General features: G+C 71.9%; 10 protein-coding genes. 4 read left to right on the top strand and 6 right to left on the bottom strand.

Features of this window, described 5'->3' with window-relative positions; all coding sequences use genetic code 11:
• Positions 1-60: 60 nt before the first annotated feature.
• Positions 61-1,677, bottom strand: a complete 1,617-nt coding sequence (locus tag J2X46_RS20900) for a helix-turn-helix domain-containing protein (RefSeq protein ID WP_310253996.1) — start codon at positions 1,675-1,677, stop codon at positions 61-63.
• Complete coding sequence (locus tag J2X46_RS20895) at positions 1,677-4,292, bottom strand: DNA translocase FtsK 4TM domain-containing protein (RefSeq protein WP_310253994.1); 2,616 nt, start codon at positions 4,290-4,292, stop codon at positions 1,677-1,679. Before J2X46_RS20895 ends, J2X46_RS20900 begins: the two co-directional genes overlap by 1 nt.
• Positions 4,293-4,575: 283 nt before the next feature.
• Between J2X46_RS20895 and J2X46_RS20890 the strand changes: the two genes are divergently transcribed.
• The gene (locus J2X46_RS20890) at positions 4,576-7,806 is read left to right on the top strand and encodes a M4 family metallopeptidase (protein ID WP_310253992.1); all 3,231 of its coding nucleotides are present in this window, start codon (positions 4,576-4,578) and stop codon (positions 7,804-7,806) included.
• Between the two features lie 88 nt (positions 7,807-7,894).
• Here J2X46_RS20890 and J2X46_RS20885 read toward each other — a convergent pair whose 3' ends face one another.
• Both J2X46_RS20885 and J2X46_RS20880 read right to left on the bottom strand, forming a co-directional pair.
• On the bottom strand, positions 7,895-8,758 hold the full coding sequence (locus J2X46_RS20885) for a M56 family metallopeptidase (protein ID WP_310253990.1): 864 nt from the start codon (positions 8,756-8,758) through the stop codon (positions 7,895-7,897).
• Between the two features lie 21 nt (positions 8,759-8,779).
• Positions 8,780-9,148 carry a BlaI/MecI/CopY family transcriptional regulator gene (locus tag J2X46_RS20880; RefSeq protein ID WP_310253988.1) on the bottom strand — a complete coding sequence of 123 codons (369 nt, stop codon included), beginning with the start codon at positions 9,146-9,148 and terminating at the stop codon, positions 8,780-8,782.
• Positions 9,149-9,250: 102 nt separating this feature from the next.
• Between J2X46_RS20880 and J2X46_RS20875 the strand changes: the two genes are divergently transcribed.
• The 3 genes from J2X46_RS20875 to cydD are packed head-to-tail and all read left to right on the top strand — an operon-like array spanning position 9,251 to position 15,065.
• Positions 9,251-10,699, top strand: a complete 1,449-nt coding sequence (locus tag J2X46_RS20875) for a cytochrome ubiquinol oxidase subunit I (RefSeq protein WP_310253985.1) — start codon at positions 9,251-9,253, stop codon at positions 10,697-10,699.
• A gap of 20 nt (positions 10,700-10,719) precedes the next feature.
• On the top strand, positions 10,720-11,739 hold the full coding sequence (gene cydB / locus J2X46_RS20870) for a cytochrome d ubiquinol oxidase subunit II (RefSeq protein WP_310253984.1): 1,020 nt from the start codon (positions 10,720-10,722) through the stop codon (positions 11,737-11,739).
• Complete coding sequence (gene cydD, locus J2X46_RS20865; RefSeq protein WP_310253982.1) at positions 11,736-15,065, top strand: thiol reductant ABC exporter subunit CydD; 3,330 nt, start codon at positions 11,736-11,738, stop codon at positions 15,063-15,065. The genes cydB and cydD overlap by 4 nt, the downstream gene beginning before the upstream one ends.
• On the opposite strand, the gene J2X46_RS20860 is transcribed toward cydD, so the two are convergent.
• The gene (locus J2X46_RS20860) at positions 15,025-16,806 is read right to left on the bottom strand and encodes a GAF domain-containing sensor histidine kinase (RefSeq protein WP_310253980.1); all 1,782 of its coding nucleotides are present in this window, start codon (positions 16,804-16,806) and stop codon (positions 15,025-15,027) included. The two genes, cydD and J2X46_RS20860, sit on opposite strands and share 41 nt — an antisense overlap.
• A 66-nt stretch (positions 16,807-16,872) precedes the next feature.
• On the bottom strand, positions 16,873-18,558 hold the full coding sequence (locus tag J2X46_RS20855) for a ribonuclease J (RefSeq protein WP_310253978.1): 1,686 nt from the start codon (positions 18,556-18,558) through the stop codon (positions 16,873-16,875).
• Between the last annotated feature and the right edge of the window lie 22 nt (positions 18,559-18,580).

Below are 18,580 nucleotides of genomic sequence, written 5' to 3'. Positions count from 1 at the left end.
TCACAGGCCGTGGTCCCTCACCCGCGGCGCGGTGAGCAGACTCACGACTCGTCCGCGAGGTCAGTCGGCGACGAACGTGCCCTGGCCCTCGACCCCGGGCTCGCCCACCGCACGCGCCTTGCCTCCGGCGAGCGACACGGTCACGGCGCCGTCGGTCGACCCCACCCGCACGGGCGGGGAAGCCTTCAGCTCGCGCGACTGGCCGACGGCCAGGGCGCCCTTGAAGACGATCGCGCCGGACGCGTCGCGTACGACGACCTGCGCACCGCCCGACGGGGCAGTGACCACCACAGCCACCGGGTCGGCGACCGGCGCGTTGCCCGTCCCCTCCGGTCCGCCGGACCCGTTGAGCACGGGCGTGTTGCCGCGCAGCTCGGGCGGGGTGTCCATGACGAGGCGGGCGATCGACCAGCAGAGCACCAGCGCCATCACCACGGCCACGAGCACCGACCAGTTCGGGCCGCCGCGCGTGCCGCGGATCGAGCCGTTGGCCCCGGTGGCCAGCTCGGCCTCGAAGACGCGGCGCGGGTTGATCGGCGCGTGCGCGTAGCGCTCGTCGTAGGACGCGAGCAGCGGAGCCACGTCGATGCCGAGCACCCGGGCGAGGGTGCGCAGGTGACCGCGCGCGTAGAAGTCGCCGCCGCAGGGCTCGAAGTCGTCGACCTCGACGGCCTCGATCACGTGCGGGCGGATCCGGGTGCGCTCGGCGAGCTGGTCGACGGTGAGGCCCAGACGGGTGCGGGCCGCGGCGAGCTCGGGACCGATGACCGGGTCCTCGGCGGGCTCGACCTCGAAGTCGTCGAGCACGAGCGGCTCGACCGGCTCACCCGGACGGGCGATGGCGCGGACGCGGTCGCCCCACGTCTCCTTCTCCTCGACCAGGCTGACCCGGCCGGGACGGCGCAGCTCGCGCCCGTCGAGCTCGTCGAGGTCCTCGGCCGCCACGAAGTCGCGGCGCACCTCGGAGCGGCGCGCGGACGTCGACTCACGCAGCGCGGCCGGCGTCGGGCTGGCCACGAGCGTGTCCTCGACCTCGGGCTCCACCACCTCGTCGGCAACCTCGTCCGTGATGTCGTCCGCGACCTCCGGCTCCAGTACGACGATCTGGCTGGCGTCGCGGGCCACCCGGCCCAGCGCCTCGGACAGGTCGCCGTCGGCGCCGACGACGCGCGTCGACAGGCCCAGCGGCACCGCGAACGGTGCACCGTGCAGCAGCCGCGAGAAGGCGGTGTGGCGCTTCCCGGCACCGGTCAGCTCCGCCTCGATCAGCTCGAGGTTGTGCGGCACCACGACGAGCCGGCCGTCGCGCAGCAGCCCGCGGCGCGGCGTGTGCTCGACGTGGTGGACCGCCGTCCAGGGCAGTCCGCGCCACGCGCGGCCGAGCCGGATCCGGATCCCCTGCGCGTCGGCCACCAGGAGCGGCGTGCGTGCGTCGACGAAGCCGGCCAGCCAGTAGCCGCCGAGCAGGCCCATCCCGATGGCGAACGCCCAGTCGAGGACCGAGCCCGTCTGGGTGGCGCGCCCGAGGTAGGCGATGGCGACCGCCGACGCGGTCAGGCCGACCACGGCGGCGAGGCCGGCATGGCGGCGTACCTCCACGTGGTCGGGGACCGCAGCGGGCCCGGCACCCGCGATGTGGTCGTCGACGACGTCGTTCTCGTTCAGGACCGTGCTCATCAGGCTCCCCCCTCCAACGTGGCGATCACGGAATCGAGCTCGTCGGGCTTGACCAGGACGTCACGCGCCTTGGAGCCCTCGCTCGGGCCGACGACACCACGGCTCTCCATGATGTCCATCAGCCGGCCGGCCTTCGCGAAGCCGACGCGCAGCTTGCGCTGCAGCATCGACGTCGAGCCGAACTGCGTGGAGACGACCAGCTCGATGGCCTGCACCACGAGCTCCATGTCGTCGCCGATGTCGTCGTCGAGCTCGCGCTTGGACTCCTTGGGAGCCGTGACGTCCTCGACGTAGGTCGGCTCGAGCTGGTCCTTGCAGTGCTTGACGACCTGGTGGATCTCGGCCTCGGTGACCCACGACCCCTGGACGCGCACCGGCTTCGAGGCACCCATCGGCAGGAACAAGCCGTCACCCTGGCCGACCAGCTTCTCGGCACCGGGCTGGTCGAGGATGACGCGGCTGTCGCCGAGCGAGCTGGTGGCGAACGCCAGGCGCGAGGGCACGTTGGCCTTGATCAGGCCGGTCACCACGTCGACCGACGGGCGCTGCGTGGCCAGCACCAGGTGGATGCCGGCGGCACGCGCCAGCTGGGTGATGCGGACGACCGAGTCCTCCACGTCGCGCGGCGAGACCATCATCAGGTCGGCGAGCTCGTCGACGATGACCAGGAGGTACGGGTACGGCGTGAGCGTGCGCTCGCTGCCCGCGGGCACCTCGACCTTGCCGGCCCGCACCGCCTTGTTGAAGTCGTCGATGTGGCGGAAGCCGAAGTTGGCCAGGTCGTCGTAGCGCATGTCCATCTCGCGCACGACCCAGGCCAGCGCCTCGGCGGCCTTCTTCGGGTTGGTGATGATCGGCGTGATCAGGTGCGGCACGCCCTCGTAGGCGTTCAGCTCGACCCGCTTGGGGTCGACCATGATCATCCGCACCTCGTCGGGCGTCGCGCGCATCAGGATCGAGGTGATCAGCGAGTTGATGAACGACGACTTTCCGGAGCCGGTGGCACCGGCGACCAGCAGGTGCGGCATCTTCGCCATGTTGGCGACGACGAAGCCGCCCTCGACGTCCTTACCGAGGCCGGCCACCATCGGGTGGTGGTCCGAGCGTGCGGTGGTGGACCGGAGCACGTCGCCGAGGGAGACGATCTCCTTGTCGGTGTTGGGGATCTCGATGCCGATCGCGGACTTGCCGGGGATCGGGCTGAGGATCCGCACGTCGGCCGAGGCGACCGCGTAGGCGATGTTCTTCGACAGCGCGGTGACCTTCTCGACCTTCACCGCGGGGCCGAGCTCTACCTCGTAGCGGGTGACCGTCGGGCCACGCGTGTAGCCGGTGACGGTGGCGTCGATGCCGAACTCGTCCATCACCTGCATCAGCCGCTCGACGACCGCGTCGCTGGCCTTGGACCGCGCCTTGTGCACGGAGCCGGGCTTGAGCGCGGAGTTGTCGGGCAGGGAGTAGGTGATGTCGCCGGACAGCGCCAGCTGCTCGACTCGCGCGGGCAGCGGCGTGTGCGGCGGCGGCTCGAGGGTGCCGGTCTCGTCCTTGCCCTGGGGGGCGTCGACGGCCGGGGTCACCTCGGTGGGCGCGTCGGCGAAGAGGTCGATGCCGTAGTCCTCCTCGGGTTCGGCGTCCTTCTTCTTGCGCCGCTTCTTCAGCTCGCGGTCCGCGAGGACCGGGCTGTCGTAGGCGGGGTCGCCCATCTCGGGGTCGACGTCGTCGTCGAGCATCGAGCGACGACGCGTGCGGACGGGCTTGGTGACCTCGTCGGCCGCGGGCTCCTCGACCGGGGTGCGGCCGAGCGCCTTGTCGCGCAGCGCGGCCAGCTTCACCGGGATCTGGTAGACCGGCGTGGCGGTGATGATCAGGATGCCGAAGGCGGCCAGCAGGACCAGCAGCGGCACCACGACGTACGACGTCTGCATCAGGTCGAGCAGCAGGCTCGAGGTGACGTAGCCGACCGCGCCGCCGGCGGACTGGAGGTTGGTGGCGTCGCCGAGCACGGGCTGCGGGTTGCCGTTGGCGATGTGCACGATGCCGAGCAGGCCGAGCGCGAACGCCGCCCAGCCGATGACCTGTCGACCGGCCGGGCCGTTGCGCTCGGGGTCGCGGAGCGTGCGCCAGCCGGCGTAGACGAGGAAGAGCGGGACGAACCAGCCGACCTTGCCCACCGCGCCTGCGGTGACCGAGCGGGCGAAGTCCATCACTCCCCCGGGCAGCTGCCACCACACCGCGGCAGCGACCACGGTGGCGAGCCCGAAGAGGAAGAGGCCGACGCCGTCGCGACGGTGCTCGGGGTCGAGGTCGCGGGCGGACTGCCCGATCGACCGGGCGACCGCACCCACCGCGTGCGCGATGCCGAGCCAGACCGCGGCGACGCCGCGACCCAGCGCGCCGAAGCTGCGCGCGACGGGGCCCGGCCCGTTGCGCACGGCACGCGGTGCCGGACGCGCTGCGGGACGGCGCGAGGACGCGCTCGACCGGCTCCGGCCCTTCGCGGGGCTGGGGCGCTTGCTGGTACTCCGTGATCGGGTGCTCGAACCCTTGTTCCTGCTCTTGGATCCAGACGTGCTCGAGCTCCGCGACCCCGGCGGGGAAGACGTACGGGTCGCCATGGTCCGACCCTACGGCCAAGTCACACCAGCCACACGGATCACAGGGCTGCGTGTCGTGGCGGTGCGTACGCGAGCGCCCCCGGCGATGTCCGTGTGACGCATCTCCGTGTCGACCGTCACCCCAAAGGCGGTGAAATGCCCCCGCAGCCGAAAACTTTCCCGTTCGGGGTGCGACTTACGGGTGAAACACCGGTTGCAGGTCTTCCCGCTAACGGCAGGTGTCCATATGGTGGCCCAGATCACTCGGGAATGGGATTCCGGGTGCGAGCGAGAGGTCACTCTTTTGAAGCAGCTCAACCGAGGCCAGGGAATCACCCTCGGCCTCGCTCTCATCGCAGCTGGGCTCGCCGCCCAGCCTGTGCTGGGCGCACAAGCCGCCGCGCCGGCGAGCAAGGCGGACCAGTCGTCCGTCAGCCGCCTGCGCGAGGCCGCGTCCGGCACCGTCGACCTGAGGTCGAACCCCGCCACCGGACGCGTCGGCTTCGCCCGCGCCGAGGGCACGAACGCCGACCTGATGCCCGGCGTCGCCGCCGAGGGTCGCCAGGGCGCCATCGCGAAGGCGAGCGCCTACCTCGACGAGTTCGCTCCGGCCTTCGGCGCCCGCGCCGCGGAGCTGAAGCAGACCGAGGTCTACGCCGGCAAGTCCGGCTGGTCGATCACCTTCGCCCAGTCCTACAAGGGCGTGCCCGTCTTCGCCGGTGAGCTGAAGGCCCACGTCGACACCGACGGCGACCTGACCGCCGTCAACGGCTTCGTCGCGCCCGGCCTCTCGCTCGACGTGACGCCCCGCATCTCCCAGGCCGACGCCTCGGCCAAGGCGCTCGAGGCCGTCAAGGCCCGTCCCGCCGGCTACGAGGACGGCGGCCCGTCGGGCTTCAAGAAGAACCTCGAGGTCCGCAAGGCCGAGCTCGTCGTCTACCGCACCGGCTCCCCGCGCGGCATCGACGGCGACAGCAAGCTCGCCTGGGCCGTCGAGGTGTGGAACAAGAAGACGGTCCGCGAGACCCTCATCCTCGACGCCGCCACCGGCAAGCCGCTCAACCGCTGGTCGATGATGGCCGACGCGCTCGACCGCGCGCTCTACGAGGCGTCCCTCAACGACAACGGCACGCCGACCGACCCCGACGACGACACGGTCGACTACGACGAGGTCTACGTCGAGGGCGACGACTTCCCCGGCACGCTCGACCAGGACCAGCAGAACGAGGTCCTCGGCACGGGCGAGGCCTACTGGCTGTTCCGCAACTCCTTCGGCTACAACGCCTGGGACGGCCAGGGTGGCCAGATGATCACGGTCAACAACGACCCGACCATCGACTGCCCCAACGCCAACTGGAACGGCGTCACCACCAACTACTGCTCCGGCGTCACCGGTGACGACACCGTCGCCCACGAGTGGGGCCACGCCTACACCGAGTCCACCTCCGGCCTGATCTACCAGTGGCAGGCGGGCGCGATGAACGAGGCGTACTCCGACATCTGGGGCGAGACCGTCGACATGCTCAACAACCGCATGAACGAGGTGGGCGAGCCCAACTCGACCGACGGCACCGTCTACCGCACCCCGGGCACCTGCTCGGACTACACCCGCTCGCTGACCGACATGACGATCACGGCCCCGGCCTCGATCGCCGGTCCGTGCGTCAACGTCCCGGCCTCGTTCGGCCCGGTCATCACCCAGACCGGCGTCGACGCCACCGCAGTGGTCGGCACCGACGCGGCCAACGCCGACGGCCCGACGACCACCGACGGCTGCTCCGCGCTGAGCAACGCCGCCGCGATCAACGGCAACTGGGTCTACGTCGACCGTGGCACCTGCACCTTCGCCACCAAGATCGCCAACGCCGAGGACGCCGGTGCCACCGGCATCGTCGTCGGCAACACGCCCACCGGCGCGCTCGGCTCCATCGCCGGCGAGTCCGATCTCTACGGCGTGATGGTCTCCAACGCGGACGGCACGAAGTTCAAGAACGCCGGTGGCCCGGTCAGCTTCCACATCGCCGCCCAGCCGGGCGACGCGGACCCGACCCACCGCTGGCTCTCCGGCGAGTCCGACCCCGCCTTCGGTGGTGCGATCCGCGACATGTGGAACCCGAACTGCTACGGCGACCCGGGCAAGGTCTCGGACGAGGAGTACGTCTGCGGCGACGAGGACTCGGGTGGTGTCCACACCAACTCCGGCGTGGTCAACCGCACGTTCGCCCTCCTGGTCGACGGCATGGACGGCCAGGGCACCGGCATCGGGCTCGACAAGGCCGGGTGGCTGTTCTGGCACACCCAGACCAACTACCTCACGCCCACGTCGTACTTCCCCGACCTGGCCGACGGCCTGGAGGCCTCGTGCGAGGACCTGCAGGGCGTCTCGCTCGAGGAGCTCTCGCTCGGCAACCCGCAGGCCGCTGACGGCCATGACGGTGGCGTCTCAGACCCCGAGGTGATCGCCGGCGGCACGACGGAGGAGGACTGCGCGATGCTCGCCGATGTCATCGACGAGACCGAGCTGCGCCTCGACCCGAGCGCCGAGTGCGCCTGGCAGCCCCTGCTCAAGCCCGGCGCCCCGGCGCTGAGCTGCGGTGCGGGCACCACGACCTCCACCACCTGGTCGGAGGACTTCGAGGACGGCCTCGCCGGCTGGACCCAGGACCAGGTCGTGACCTACCCGGGCGGCTCCAGCGTCCCGTGGGAGGCCTCTACCTCGGCGCCGAAGCACACGGGTGGCGTGGCCTACGGTCCCGACCCGCAGGGCGGCAGCTGCTCGGGTGCAGCTGGTGACCTGACCAGCCGCAACGGCCTCATCTCCCCCGCCATCACGGTCCCCGCGGGCACCACGCCCCGCATCCAGTGGGACCACTACATGGCATCGGAGGCGAAGTACGACGGCGGCAACGTCAAGGTGAGCGTCAACGGTGGAGCGTTCACGCTGGTCCCGGCCAGCGCGTACCTCTTCAACGCCCCGGCCGGCACGATGGACGCCGGCACCAAGCCGATGGCCAACGAGGCGGCCTGGACGGGCACCGACGGCGGCCAGGTCGGTGGCTCGTGGGGCACTTCGATCATCGACCTCGGCAAGGTTGCCAAGGCCGGTGACACGGTGATGGTCCGCTTCGACATGGGCCGTGACGGCTGCGGCGGTGTCGACGGCTGGTACGTCGACAACGTCAAGGTCCAGGTCTGCGCCACGCCGACCACCCCGACCCCGACCCCGACTCCGACCCCGGAGCCGGAGCCGGTCGCCTCGAAGACCATCGCCAAGGTGAAGCCCAAGACGCCGACCGTGGGCGAGGACTTCAAGGTCATCGTGAAGGTCAAGGCCAAGGGCGAGAAGCCCGAGGGCAAGGTCGTCGTCCGCATCGACGGCGTCAAGATCGCGACCAAGAAGCTCGACGACGGTCGGCTCGTGGTCACGTTCAAGGACCCGCTGCGTGCGGGCAAGCACCGCGTCACTGCCGCCTACAAGGGGTCCGACACGGTGAAGAGCAGCAGGGACGAGCTCTACTTCCGGATCGTTCGCTGATCCAGGAGCACAGCTGGTCTGAAGGACGGGAGGGCCCCGGCGGAGCGATCCGCCGGGGCCCTTCCCGTTGTCCGGGCTCGTCCTGCGCTCAGCGCAGACCGGAGAGCCAGGGCAGCACCACGAGCACCGTCGGGAGCGCCAGGATCGCGCCCGCGAGCAGCACCACGGAGCCGGCCTGGAGCCGGTGGTTGCCCTCGTCGCGCAGCACCTCGGCGCGGGCCGCCAGCGAGCCGGCCGACCCGAGGGCGCCGGCCGGTGCCGACGACCCGGCCAGCGCGACCAGCGCGGAGAGCAGCGCGCGCCGGTCCCCCCGTCGTACGGCGGCGCGGTCGGCGAGCACCTCGACCAGCACCTCGACCTCCGCGCGAGCCGCGCGACTCGCCACCCAGCGCGGGAACGCGCGGTGCAGCACGGTGAAGGCCTCGAGCACCAGGTCGTGCCGGGCCCGCAGGTGCGAGCGCTCGTGCTCGATGACCGCAGCGAGCTCGGCCGGGGCCAGGCTCGTCAGGGTCGAGCGCGAGACGACGATCCGCGAGCCGCTCATCCCCGGCACGCAGTAGGCCACCGGCAGGTCGTGCTCCAGCACGGAGACCCCCTCGTCGCGGCTGGCGACGAGGTCGACGCGCTCACGGTGGAGCCGACGCATCCGGCGCAGCGCCGTACCGGTGCGGTGGCCGCTCCACAGCAGGCGCGCGACGACGACGGCGGTGACGGCTCCGGCCAGCACGGCCACGACGACGTCGTGCCCGGCGACCGGCGGCTCCCAGAGCCGGTCGGTGGCCAGCGACAGGCCGGCGCCGAGAGCGGCCAGCACGGCCGCCGCCGCGGTGCTCTGCCACAGCAGCATCGCCGCGGCCGGCGTACGGCGCAGCCCGCGCCAGCGCGAGAGCACCCAGGGCACCGGCCCCGCGAGCAGCACGGCGAGGCCCCCGAGCACGACAGGGGTGAGCACGGCGCGAGGTCAGGCCCGGGATCAGGCGAGGTCGGCGAGCGCGCGGCGGAGAGCGGCGAGGTCCTCGTCGCTGGCCTCGCCCACGAAGGAGACGAGGGCCTGGTCGCGGTCGGCGCCGGTGCCGTCGAGGGCCTCGCGCATCACCTCCGCGGTCATCTCGGCGCGCGAGCGGCGCGGCGCGTAGCGGAAGGCGCGGCCCTCGCGCTCGCGGACCACGACGTCCTTGCGGGCCAACCGGTCGAGCACCGTCATCACGGTCGTGTAGGCGAGCTCCCGGCCGCCGCGGTCGGCGAGCTTCGCGTGCACCTCACGGCCGCTGGCCGAGCGCAGGTCCCACAGCACCTCGAGGACGGCCTGCTCGAGCTCACCCATCCGGGACCTTGGACTCATGGAACAGGAGTCTAGGTGCCCTGTGCGCAAAAGTACGACACGTCGTAGTATCTACTACAATTCGTAGTAACTCTGCGCCGCAGACCGACACAAAGGGTGCCCATGGACGTGCTCGACATCGCTCGCTGGCAGTTCGGGATCATCACCGTCTACCACTTCCTCTTCGTGCCGCTGACGATCGGGCTGACCGCCGTCATCGCCGGGCTGGAGACGGCGTGGGTGCGCACCGGCAAGGAGGACTACCTCCGGCTGACGAAGTTCTTCGGCAAGCTCTTCCTCATCAACTTCGCGATCGGCGTGGTGACCGGCATCGTGCAGGAGTTCCAGTTCGGCATGAACTGGTCGGACTACTCCCGCTTCGTCGGGGACGTGTTCGGCGCCCCGCTGGCCGTCGAGGGCCTGCTCGCATTCTTCCTCGAGTCGACGTTCCTCGGTCTCTGGATCTTCGGCTGGGACAAGCTCCCCCGCGGCCTGCACGCCGCCTGCATGTGGCTGGTCCACCTCGGCACCCTCGCGTCGTCGTGGTTCATCCTCGCGGCGAACTCATGGATGCAGCACCCCGTCGGCTACCGCTTCAACCCCGAGTCGGGCCGCGCCGAGCTGACCGACTTCTGGGCGGTGATGTTCAACAAGGTGCAGGTCGTCACGTTCCCGCACGTGATCTTCGCGGCGTACATGACCGCGGGGGCCTTCCTGCTCGGCGTCTCGGCGTACCTCTACATGAAGAAGAAGCACGAGGCCGACCGCCCGCTCTACCACCGCGCCATCCGGATCGGCGCCGCCGTGACCCTGCTCGCCGGCCTCGGCGTCGCCATCACCGGTGACCTCCAGGGCAAGGTGATGACCGAGGTGCAGCCGATGAAGATGGCCGCCGCCGAGGGCCTCTACGAGACCAGCGAGGGCTGTGCGCCGTTCTCCATCCTCACCATCGGCACGCCCGACGGGCAGCACGAGAAGTTCGCCGTGACCGTGCCGTGCCTGCTGTCCTTCCTCGGCACGGGCTCCTTCGACGGCACCGTGCAGGGCATCAACCCGCTCAAGGAGGAGTACGCCGAGAAGTACGGCTCGCTCGACAGCGCGGACCCGGCGCAGAGCGACGCCGACTACGTGCCCGTCATCCCGGTCACCTACTGGTCGTTCCGCTTCATGATGGGCCTCGGCTTCTTCGCCGCAGGCGGGGCCGCGCTGATCCTGTGGCTGACCCGCAAGGGCCGCACGCCCGGCGTCCGCTGGCTCGGCTGGCTCGGGCTGAGCCTCCCGATCGCGACGACCTTCGCGTCGTCGTGGGGGTGGATCTTCACCGAGATGGGCCGTCAGCCCTGGGTCGTCTTCGGGCTGATGACGACCGAGTCGGGCGTCTCCCCCGGCGTCAGCACCTTCGAGGCGGCGACGTCGCTCATCGTGCTGACCGCGCTCTACGCCGTGCTGGCGGTGATCGAGGTCAAGCTCCTGGTCACCTACGTGAAGAAGGGCGCGGAGCCCTTCGAGGAGCCGCCGGACGTGACGCTCGGTGGTGCCGACGACGACGCCCCCCTGACCTTCGCCTACTGACGCGCAACGGAAGAGACACCATGGAACTCACGACCGTCTGGTTCGCCCTCATCGCCGTGCTCTGGGTCGGCTACTTCTGCCTGGAGGGCTTCGACTTCGGCGTCGGCATGCTGCTGCCGGTCCTGGCCCGCAACGACACCGAGCGCCGCGTCATGATCAACACCGTCGGCCCGGTCTGGGACGGCAACGAGGTGTGGGTGCTCGTCGCAGGCGGTGCCACCTTCGCCGCCTTCCCGGAGTGGTACGCCACCCTCTTCAGCGGCTTCTACCTGCCGCTGCTGCTGATCCTGGTCGCGCTGATCGTGCGCGGGCTCTCCTTCGAGTACCGCCACAAGCGCACCGACGCGACCTGGCAGGGCCGCTGGGACCTCGCCCTGATCATCGGCTCGTTCGTGCCGGCACTGCTGTGGGGCGTGGCGTTCGCCAACATCGTGGCCGGCGTGCCGATCGACGCCGACAAGGAGTTCACCGGCAGCCTGCTCACCCTCCTCAACCCGTTCGGCCTGCTCGGCGGCCTCGTGACGCTGACGCTCTTCGCCGCTCACGGCGCGATGTTCGTGGCGCTGAAGACCGATGGCGAGATCCGGCACCGCGCCCGCGACCTCGCCGTGCGGATCGGTGCGGTCGCCGCCGTCCTGGCCGTCGTGTTCCTGGCCTGGACGCAGGCGAAGACCGGCACGGCGCTCAGCGCCGTCGTCTTCGTGGTGGCCGCCGGCTCCCTGCTCGCCGGCCTGGCCGCAGCACGAGCAGGCCGTGAGGGCTGGGCCTTCGTCGGCACGTTCGTCACGATCGCGCTGGCGGTGCTGGGCCTGTTCCTCGCCCTCTTCCCCGACGTGATGCCCTCGACCACCGATGCGGCGTACTCCCTGACGACGACCAACGCGGCGGCGACGGCGTACACCCTGAAGGTGATGACGTGGGTCGCGGTCATCTTCACCCCGATCGTCCTGGGCTACCAGGCCTGGACCTACTGGGTCTTCCGCAAGCGCATCTCCGTGCACCACATCCCGGCGCCCACCGCGGCCGACGCGGTCTCGTGAAGCCGCTCGACCCGGCGGTCCTGTCCCACCTCCGGCCCGCCGCACGGCCGCTGGCCGCGGTCGTCACGGCAGGCGTCGTCGGTGGCCTGGCGACCGTCGCGCAGGCGTTCGCGCTCGGGGCACTGGTGGTCGCCGCCGTCGGCGGCGCCGACTGGTCGGACGCCGCGTGGTGGCTGGCCGGGCTCGTGCTGCTGCGCTCCGCGACGTCGTACGCCGGCCAGCGGGCCGCGGTGCGCGCCGCGGGGGACGTCTCCGGAGCCCTGCGCCAGCGGCTCCTCGACGCAGCCCGCCGGGTCGACGACGTGGTCCCGTCGCGACTGTCCGTGCTCGCGACCCGCGGTGTGGCCGGCGTCGAGCCCTACGTCACCCGCTACCTCCCCGCCCTCGTCCCGGCCGCCGTGCTGCCGGTCGTGACGCTGGCCGCCATCACCTGGCTCAACCCGCTCTCGGGACTGGTCGTGGCGCTCACCCTCCCGCTCGTGCCGGTCTTCGCGATCCTGGTCGGGCTCACCACCCGCGACCGCGCGCGGCACCAGTGGCGCGCTCTCGAGGCGCTGTCGGGGCACTTCCTCGACGTGGTCCGCGGGCTGCCGACGCTCGTCGCCCACCGCCGCGCCGAGGCGCAGGTCGGCACCATCCGCGCCGTCACGCACCGCCACCGCCGCGCCACCGTGGACACGCTCAAGGTCGCCTTCGCGTCGTCGTCGGTCCTCGAGCTCGTGGCCACCCTGTCGGTCGCGCTCGTCGCGGTGACGGTCGGCCTGCGGCTGGCGTCGGGCTCCGTGGACTTCCGGGTCGCGCTCACCGTCCTGCTCCTCGCTCCGGAGGCCTACTGGCCGCTGCGCCGGGTCGGCGCCGAGTTCCACGCGGCCGCCGAGGGAACCGCCGCGCTCGCCGAGGCCGACGCGCTGCTCTCCCGTGCCACGACCGGTGCATCCGGCACCGCCTCGTCCTCGTCGCGCCTGGTGTTGAGCGGCCTGGGTGTCGGGTACGACGCCCCGCTGACCACGCCGCTCGACCTGGACCTCCCCAAGCGCGGACTCGTCGCGATCGCCGGCCCGTCGGGCTGCGGCAAGTCCACCCTGCTCGCGACACTGCGCGGTGAGCTGCCCGCCCTGCACGGGGACGTCCTCGTCGGCGGCACCCCGCTCTCGTCCGTCGACCCGGCGTGGTGGCGCGCCCAGGTGGCGTGGGCGCCGCAGCGCCCGTGGCTGCTGGCCAACACGGTTGCCGCCAACGTCCGGCTCGGTCGACCGACGGCGAGCGACGGCGACGTCTGGGACGCGCTGCGGGCGGTCGGTCTCGATGACGTGGTCCGCTCCCTGCCCGACGGGCTCGACACCACGCTCGGCGAGGACGGCGCCGGCCTGTCCGCCGGCCAGCGGGCGCGGGTCGCCCTGGCCCGCGTGGTGCTCGCCGCCCGGCCGGTGGTGCTGCTCGACGAGCCCAGCGCCCACCTCGACGAGGAGACCGAGCAGGTGCTCCTCGACACGGTCGCCCGGCTCGCGCGCACCAGCCTGGTGCTGGTCGTGGCCCACCGTCCCGCGGTCCTCGCCGCCGCCGACCGGGTGCTGACCCTCTCCCCCGCGGTCGTCGCGCCGAGGGTGGCGGCGCACGACATCGGATCGCGCCGCGCGGATGTCGTACGCCTCCACCCTGCGGCGGCACCGGTGACCGCCGACGACGAGCCGGCCCCACGGTGGGGACTGCGGACCGCCACCCTCCTCGGCGCGCTGTCCACGGCCTCCGGGGTCGCGCTGACCGCGACCGCCGGCTGGCTGATCACGCGCGCCAGCGAGCACCCGCCGGTGCTCTACCTGATGGTCGCGATCGTCGGCGTGCGGCTCTTCGGCCTCGCCCGGCCCGTGCTGCGCCACGCGGAGCGGATCCTCAGCCACGACGTCGTCCTGCGCGAGCTGGCCGAGCGCCGCGCACAGGTCTTCGCCGACCTCGTCCCCCTCGTGCCCGGCCGCCTCGGGCCCCGACGCGGCGACCTGCTCACGCAGGTCGTCGACGACGTGGACGCGCTGCTCGACGAGCGGCTCCGCGTCCGGCAGCCGCTCGTGACGGCCGTCCTCGTCGGCGGTGGCGCCGTCCTGCTCACCACCCTCGTCCAGCCCGCGGCCGGGCTCGTCGTGCTCGCGGTCGTCGCGACCGGAGCCGTCTCCTTCCTCCTCGGCCGGTCGGGTGCCACCCGCGCGGAGCAGCAGGTGGTCGACCGTCGCGCCGCCCTCGGCACCCGGGTCGAGGAGGTCGCCCACGGCCTGCGCGAGCTGGAGCAGTGGGGCGCCACCGGCCGCGCCCTGGCCGGGGTCCGGGCCGAGTCCGCCGCCCTCTCCGTCGCCGTACGACGCTCTGCGCGCGCCGTGGCCGCCGGCAACGCGCTCACCAGCGCGGCCGCCGGGCTCGGTGTGGTCGCCGTCGCGGCCGCGGTCCCGGTCGGCCCGGTCTCCCCCGCCGTCCTCGCCCTCCTGCTGCTCGTCCCGCTCGCGCTGGCCGACGTGACGACCGGCCTCGCCGACGCCGGTGCGCTCTCGGTGCGCTCGCGTGCGGCACGGGCGCGGCTGGACCGTCTCGCCACTACGTCACCGGCGGTGACCGACCCCACCGACCCGCGTCCGCTGCCGGACTGCCACGGCGTCGCCGTGCGTGGCTCGCTCGGCTGGGACGGGCGGCCGGTGCTCGCACTCGACGACCTGACCGTCCGACCGGGTGAGCACCTCGGCATCACCGGGGCTTCGGGCACGGGCAAGTCGACGGTCGCCGCCACGCTGGTGCGGTTCATCGACCCCGTCGCCGGCGACGTACGGCTCGGCGGGACCGACCTGCGCGACCTCGCGCTCCACGACGTCCGCGGCGTGGTCGGGCTCGTCGACGACGACCCACACGTCTTCGCTTCGACGGTGGCGGAGAACGTCCGCCTGGCGCGACCGGGCGCCGACGACGCGGAGGTCCGCTCGGCCCTCGACCGCGCGTGCCTCGGCCCGTGGGTCGACGCCCTGGCCGAGGGCCTGCACACCCACGTCGGGACGGGTTCGCGGGACGTCTCCGGCGGTGAGCGCGCCCGACTGGCGCTCGCCCGCGCTCTCCTCGCCGACCCGGCGGTGCTCGTCCTGGACGAGCCGACCGCCCACCTCGACGGGCCCACCGCCCGTCAGGTGGCTGCGGAGATGCTCGGCTCGGCGGCCCGTGCAGGGCGCTCGATCGTGTGGATCACCCACGGCACCGTGGGCCTCGACTCGATGGACCGCGTCGTGCGACTGGAGGCGGACGCACCGGCGTCGGTCAGTCGGCCGACTCTCGCGCGGACCTCAGCGGCAGGGTGAACCGGAACGTGCTCCCCTGACCCAGCTCGGAGGTCAGCGTCAGCGTGCCGCCGTGGGCCTCGGCGATGCGCTGGGCGATGGGCAGCCCCAGGCCGGTGCCGGGGATGGACAGCGCGTTGGGGTTGGTCGAGCGGTGGAACGCCGTGAACACGTGCGCCTGGTCGGCGGGCGAGATGCCGATGCCGGTGTCGGTGACCTCGACGCTGACGTGGTCGTCGGAGACGGTCATCGCGACCGTGACCGCACCGTCCTCGGGGGTGTACTTCACCGCGTTGTCGACCATGTTGTCGATGACCCGGGCGAGCTCCTCCGGGTCGCCGAAGACCACCACCGGCCCGAGCGCGCGGGTGGTGAAGGCCAGGCTGACGTTGGCCTGCTTGGCGCGGATGCTGAGCAGGTCGACGCTGGCCTCGCACAGTTCGGCGAGGTCCACGGCACGTCGTACGGTCTCGCGGCGGCCCTGGATGCGGGAGTAGTGCAGCAGGTTGGAGACGAGCAGGCCGAGGCGCTGGGCGTTGCGGATGATGGCGTCGATCGAGCTCATGTCGGGGTGGCGGTCGGCGATCAGCTCGGCATGGCCGAGGATCGCCGTCAGCGGGGTCTTGAGCTCGTGGGAGATGGTCGCGATCAGCTCGGAGCGGTAGCGGGCGAGCTCGCGCAGCTCCTGCACGAGCCGCTGCTCGGTCTCGAGCACGCGTGAGGCGCGGACGATCTGGCCGAGCAGGCGCCCGACCTCGAGCACCGCGTCGGCCTCCCCCGTCGTCATCGGCCGCGAGTGGCGCGCGAAGCCGAGCACGGCGTAGCCGACCAGCTCCTCCTGCGAGACCAGCGGGCACACCACCATCCGGTCGGCGTGGATCGCTCGCATCCGGTCCTGGAGCTTCTCGCGGCTCAGTGGCAGGTGCTCGGACTCACCGTCGTCGACACCGAGCTCGAGGAGCACGGGCATCGTGCCCATCGCCCGCAGGTCGTCGCGCAGCGCGGCCACGTCGGTCGCGGGGGTGAACGGTCGAGGCGTCGCGGCACCGAGCTCGCGACCCTGCGCGTCGATCGGGAACGTCCGCACCCACACCAGCACCGTGCCGAGGCAGTCGGCCACCGCGGTGACCGCCGTGCTGAGGGACTGCGCCAGGCCGTGCTGCGTGCCCGAGCCGGCCACGGTCGTCAGCATCCGGTCGAGGCGCACGCGGTCGGTCAGCCGCTCGCGCTCGCGCGCGTTGGAGAGCGCGACGCCGGCCTGGACGGCGAACATCTCGAGCAGCTCGCGGTCGTCGACGCTCGGCACCCGGTTGTCGGCCGGGAGGTCGACGGCCATGTTGCCGAGCAGCTCACCGCTGGCGGAGTAGAGCGGTGCGTAGAGCGCGTGCTGCGGGTGCCACGCACCGGGGTCGTCGTCGTCCGTGTCGAGCTCGGGGATCCAGGCCGCACGCAGTCTCTCCTCCGACATCCGGCCCGCCGGGACGAACCGGAGGATGCCCCACCGGTCGGCCTGGCGGAACTCGTCGAGGATCTGCTCGGCCGGCGTGCGCCGGTGGAGGATCTGCGCGACGACCTCGGGCGGGCCGGCGACGTTGGTCATCACCAGTGTGTCGCCCTCGAGCCGGGCGATCGCGGCGACCCCGTAGCCGAGCACGTCGACGACACCGTGGGCGATCTCCTCCAGGATCACCTCGGTGTCGGTCGAGGAGTTCACGCGGCGCATCAGCTCCGCGAGGCGCCTCAGTGCCCCCTGGCTCGGCATCGACACCTCCCCACCCGGATGCAGCCCTTCAGGGAGTCTAGGACGTCAGCCTCGATCAGGCCTCGATCACGCCTCGATGACAACGGGAATGATCATCGGGCGTCGCCGGTGCGCGCGGTTGACCCAGCGGCCCACCACCCGGCGCACGGTCTGCTGCAGCTGGTAGGGGTCGTTGACCCCGTCGGCCACGGCGGCGTCGATCGCGTCGATGATCGGCTGCTTGATCTCGTCGAAGGTGGTCTCGTCCTCGGCGAAGCCACGCGCGTGGATCTCCGGCCCGGAGACGACCTTGCCGGTCACGGAGTCGACCACGACGATCACCGACAGGAAGCCCTCCTCGCCGAGGATCCGGCGGTCCTTCATCGAGGACTCGGAGATGTCGCCGATCGTGGTGCCGTCGACGAAGACGTAGCCGACGTCGACCTTGCCGACGACCTTGGCCACCCCGTCGACCAGGTCGACGACGACGCCGTCCTCGGCCAGCACGACGTTCTGCACGCCGGTGGCGCGGGCGAGGTCGGCGTTGGCGCGCATGTGGCGGATCTCGCCGTGGACCGGCATCACGTTGCGCGGCTTGACGATGTTGTAGCAGTAGAGCAGCTCGCCGGCGCTGGCGTGGCCGGAGACGTGCACCAGCGCGTTGCCCTTGTGCACGACGTTGGCGCCGAGGCGCGCCAGGCCGTTGATGACGCGGTAGACGGCGTTCTCGTTGCCCGGGATGAGCGAGCTCGCGAGGATGACGGTGTCGCCCTCCTCGAGGTGGACGAAGTTGTGGCTGCGCTGCGCGATCCGGCTGAGCGCCGACATCGGCTCGCCCTGTGACCCGGTCGAGATGAGCACCTGCTTCTCCGGCGGGAGGTCGGCGAGCTCCTTGGCCTCGACCATCACGCCCGGCGGCACCGTGAGGTAGCCGAGCTCCTGGGCGATCGCCATGTTGCGCACCATCGAGCGGCCGACGTAGCCGACCTTGCGGCCGTGGGCGACGGCGGCGTCGAGCACCTGCTGCACGCGGTGCACGTGGGAGGCGAAGCAGGCCACGATGATGCGCTGGCTGCTCTTGGCGAAGACCCGCTCGAGGACCGGCGAGATGTCCTTCTCCGAGGTCGTGAAGCCCGGCACCTCGGCGTTGGTCGAGTCGGTGAGGAACAGGTCGACACCCTCGTCGCCCAGCCGCGCGAACTCGTTGAGGTCGGTGATGCGGCCGTCGAGCGGCAGCTGGTCCATCTTGAAGTCGCCGGTGTGCAGCACGACGCCGGCGCCGGTGCGGATCACGACGGCGAGCGCGTCCGGGATCGAGTGGTTGACCGCGACGAACTCCAGGACGAACGGCCCGAAGGTGATCGTCTGGCCCTCGGCGACCTCGTACTGCGCGGTCTCCTTGAGCCGGTGCTCGCGCAGCTTGGAGCCGAGCAGGGCGAGGGTGAGCTTGGAGCCCACGAGCGGGATGTCGCCGCGCTCGCGCAGGAGGTACGGCGTCGCACCGATGTGGTCCTCGTGCCCGTGCGTGAGGACGAGCGCCTCGATGGCGTCGAGGCGGTCCCGGATGGGTTCGAAGTCGGGGAGGATCAGGTCCACGCCGGGGTGGTGGTCCTCGGGGAACAGCACGCCGCAGTCGACGAGCAGCAACCTGCCGTCGTACTCGAAGACGGTCATGTTGCGCCCGACCTCGCCCAGTCCACCGAGCGGGATGACCCGGAGGCCACCTTCGGCGAGGGGGGCGGGCGCGCTCAGGTCAGGATGGGGATGACTCAAGGAATTCCTCGGTTCGGTGTCG

It is taken from the genome of Nocardioides sp. BE266 (assembly GCF_031457855.1).
GTDB lineage: Bacteria > Actinomycetota > Actinomycetes > Propionibacteriales > Nocardioidaceae > Nocardioides.
The sequence above is the reverse complement of the archived record's forward strand: the minus strand, read 5'-3'. Positions and strand labels throughout refer to the sequence as shown.

Bases quoted from the DNA above. Each gene is read 5' to 3' on its own strand.
- cydB (WP_310253984.1), top strand. From the start codon at position 10,720: ATGGAACTCACGACCGTCTGGTTCGCCCTCATCGCCGTGCTCTGGGTC.
- J2X46_RS20880 (WP_310253988.1), bottom strand. From the start codon at position 9,148: ATGAGTCCAAGGTCCCGGATGGGTGAGCTCGAGCAGGCCGTCCTCGAG.
- J2X46_RS20860 (WP_310253980.1), bottom strand. From the start codon at position 16,806: ATGCCGAGCCAGGGGGCACTGAGGCGCCTCGCGGAGCTGATGCGCCGC.
- J2X46_RS20895 (WP_310253994.1), bottom strand. From the start codon at position 4,292: ATGGCGACCCGTACGTCTTCCCCGCCGGGGTCGCGGAGCTCGAGCACG.
- J2X46_RS20875 (WP_310253985.1), top strand. From the start codon at position 9,251: ATGGACGTGCTCGACATCGCTCGCTGGCAGTTCGGGATCATCACCGTC.
- J2X46_RS20900 (WP_310253996.1), bottom strand. From the start codon at position 1,677: ATGAGCACGGTCCTGAACGAGAACGACGTCGTCGACGACCACATCGCG.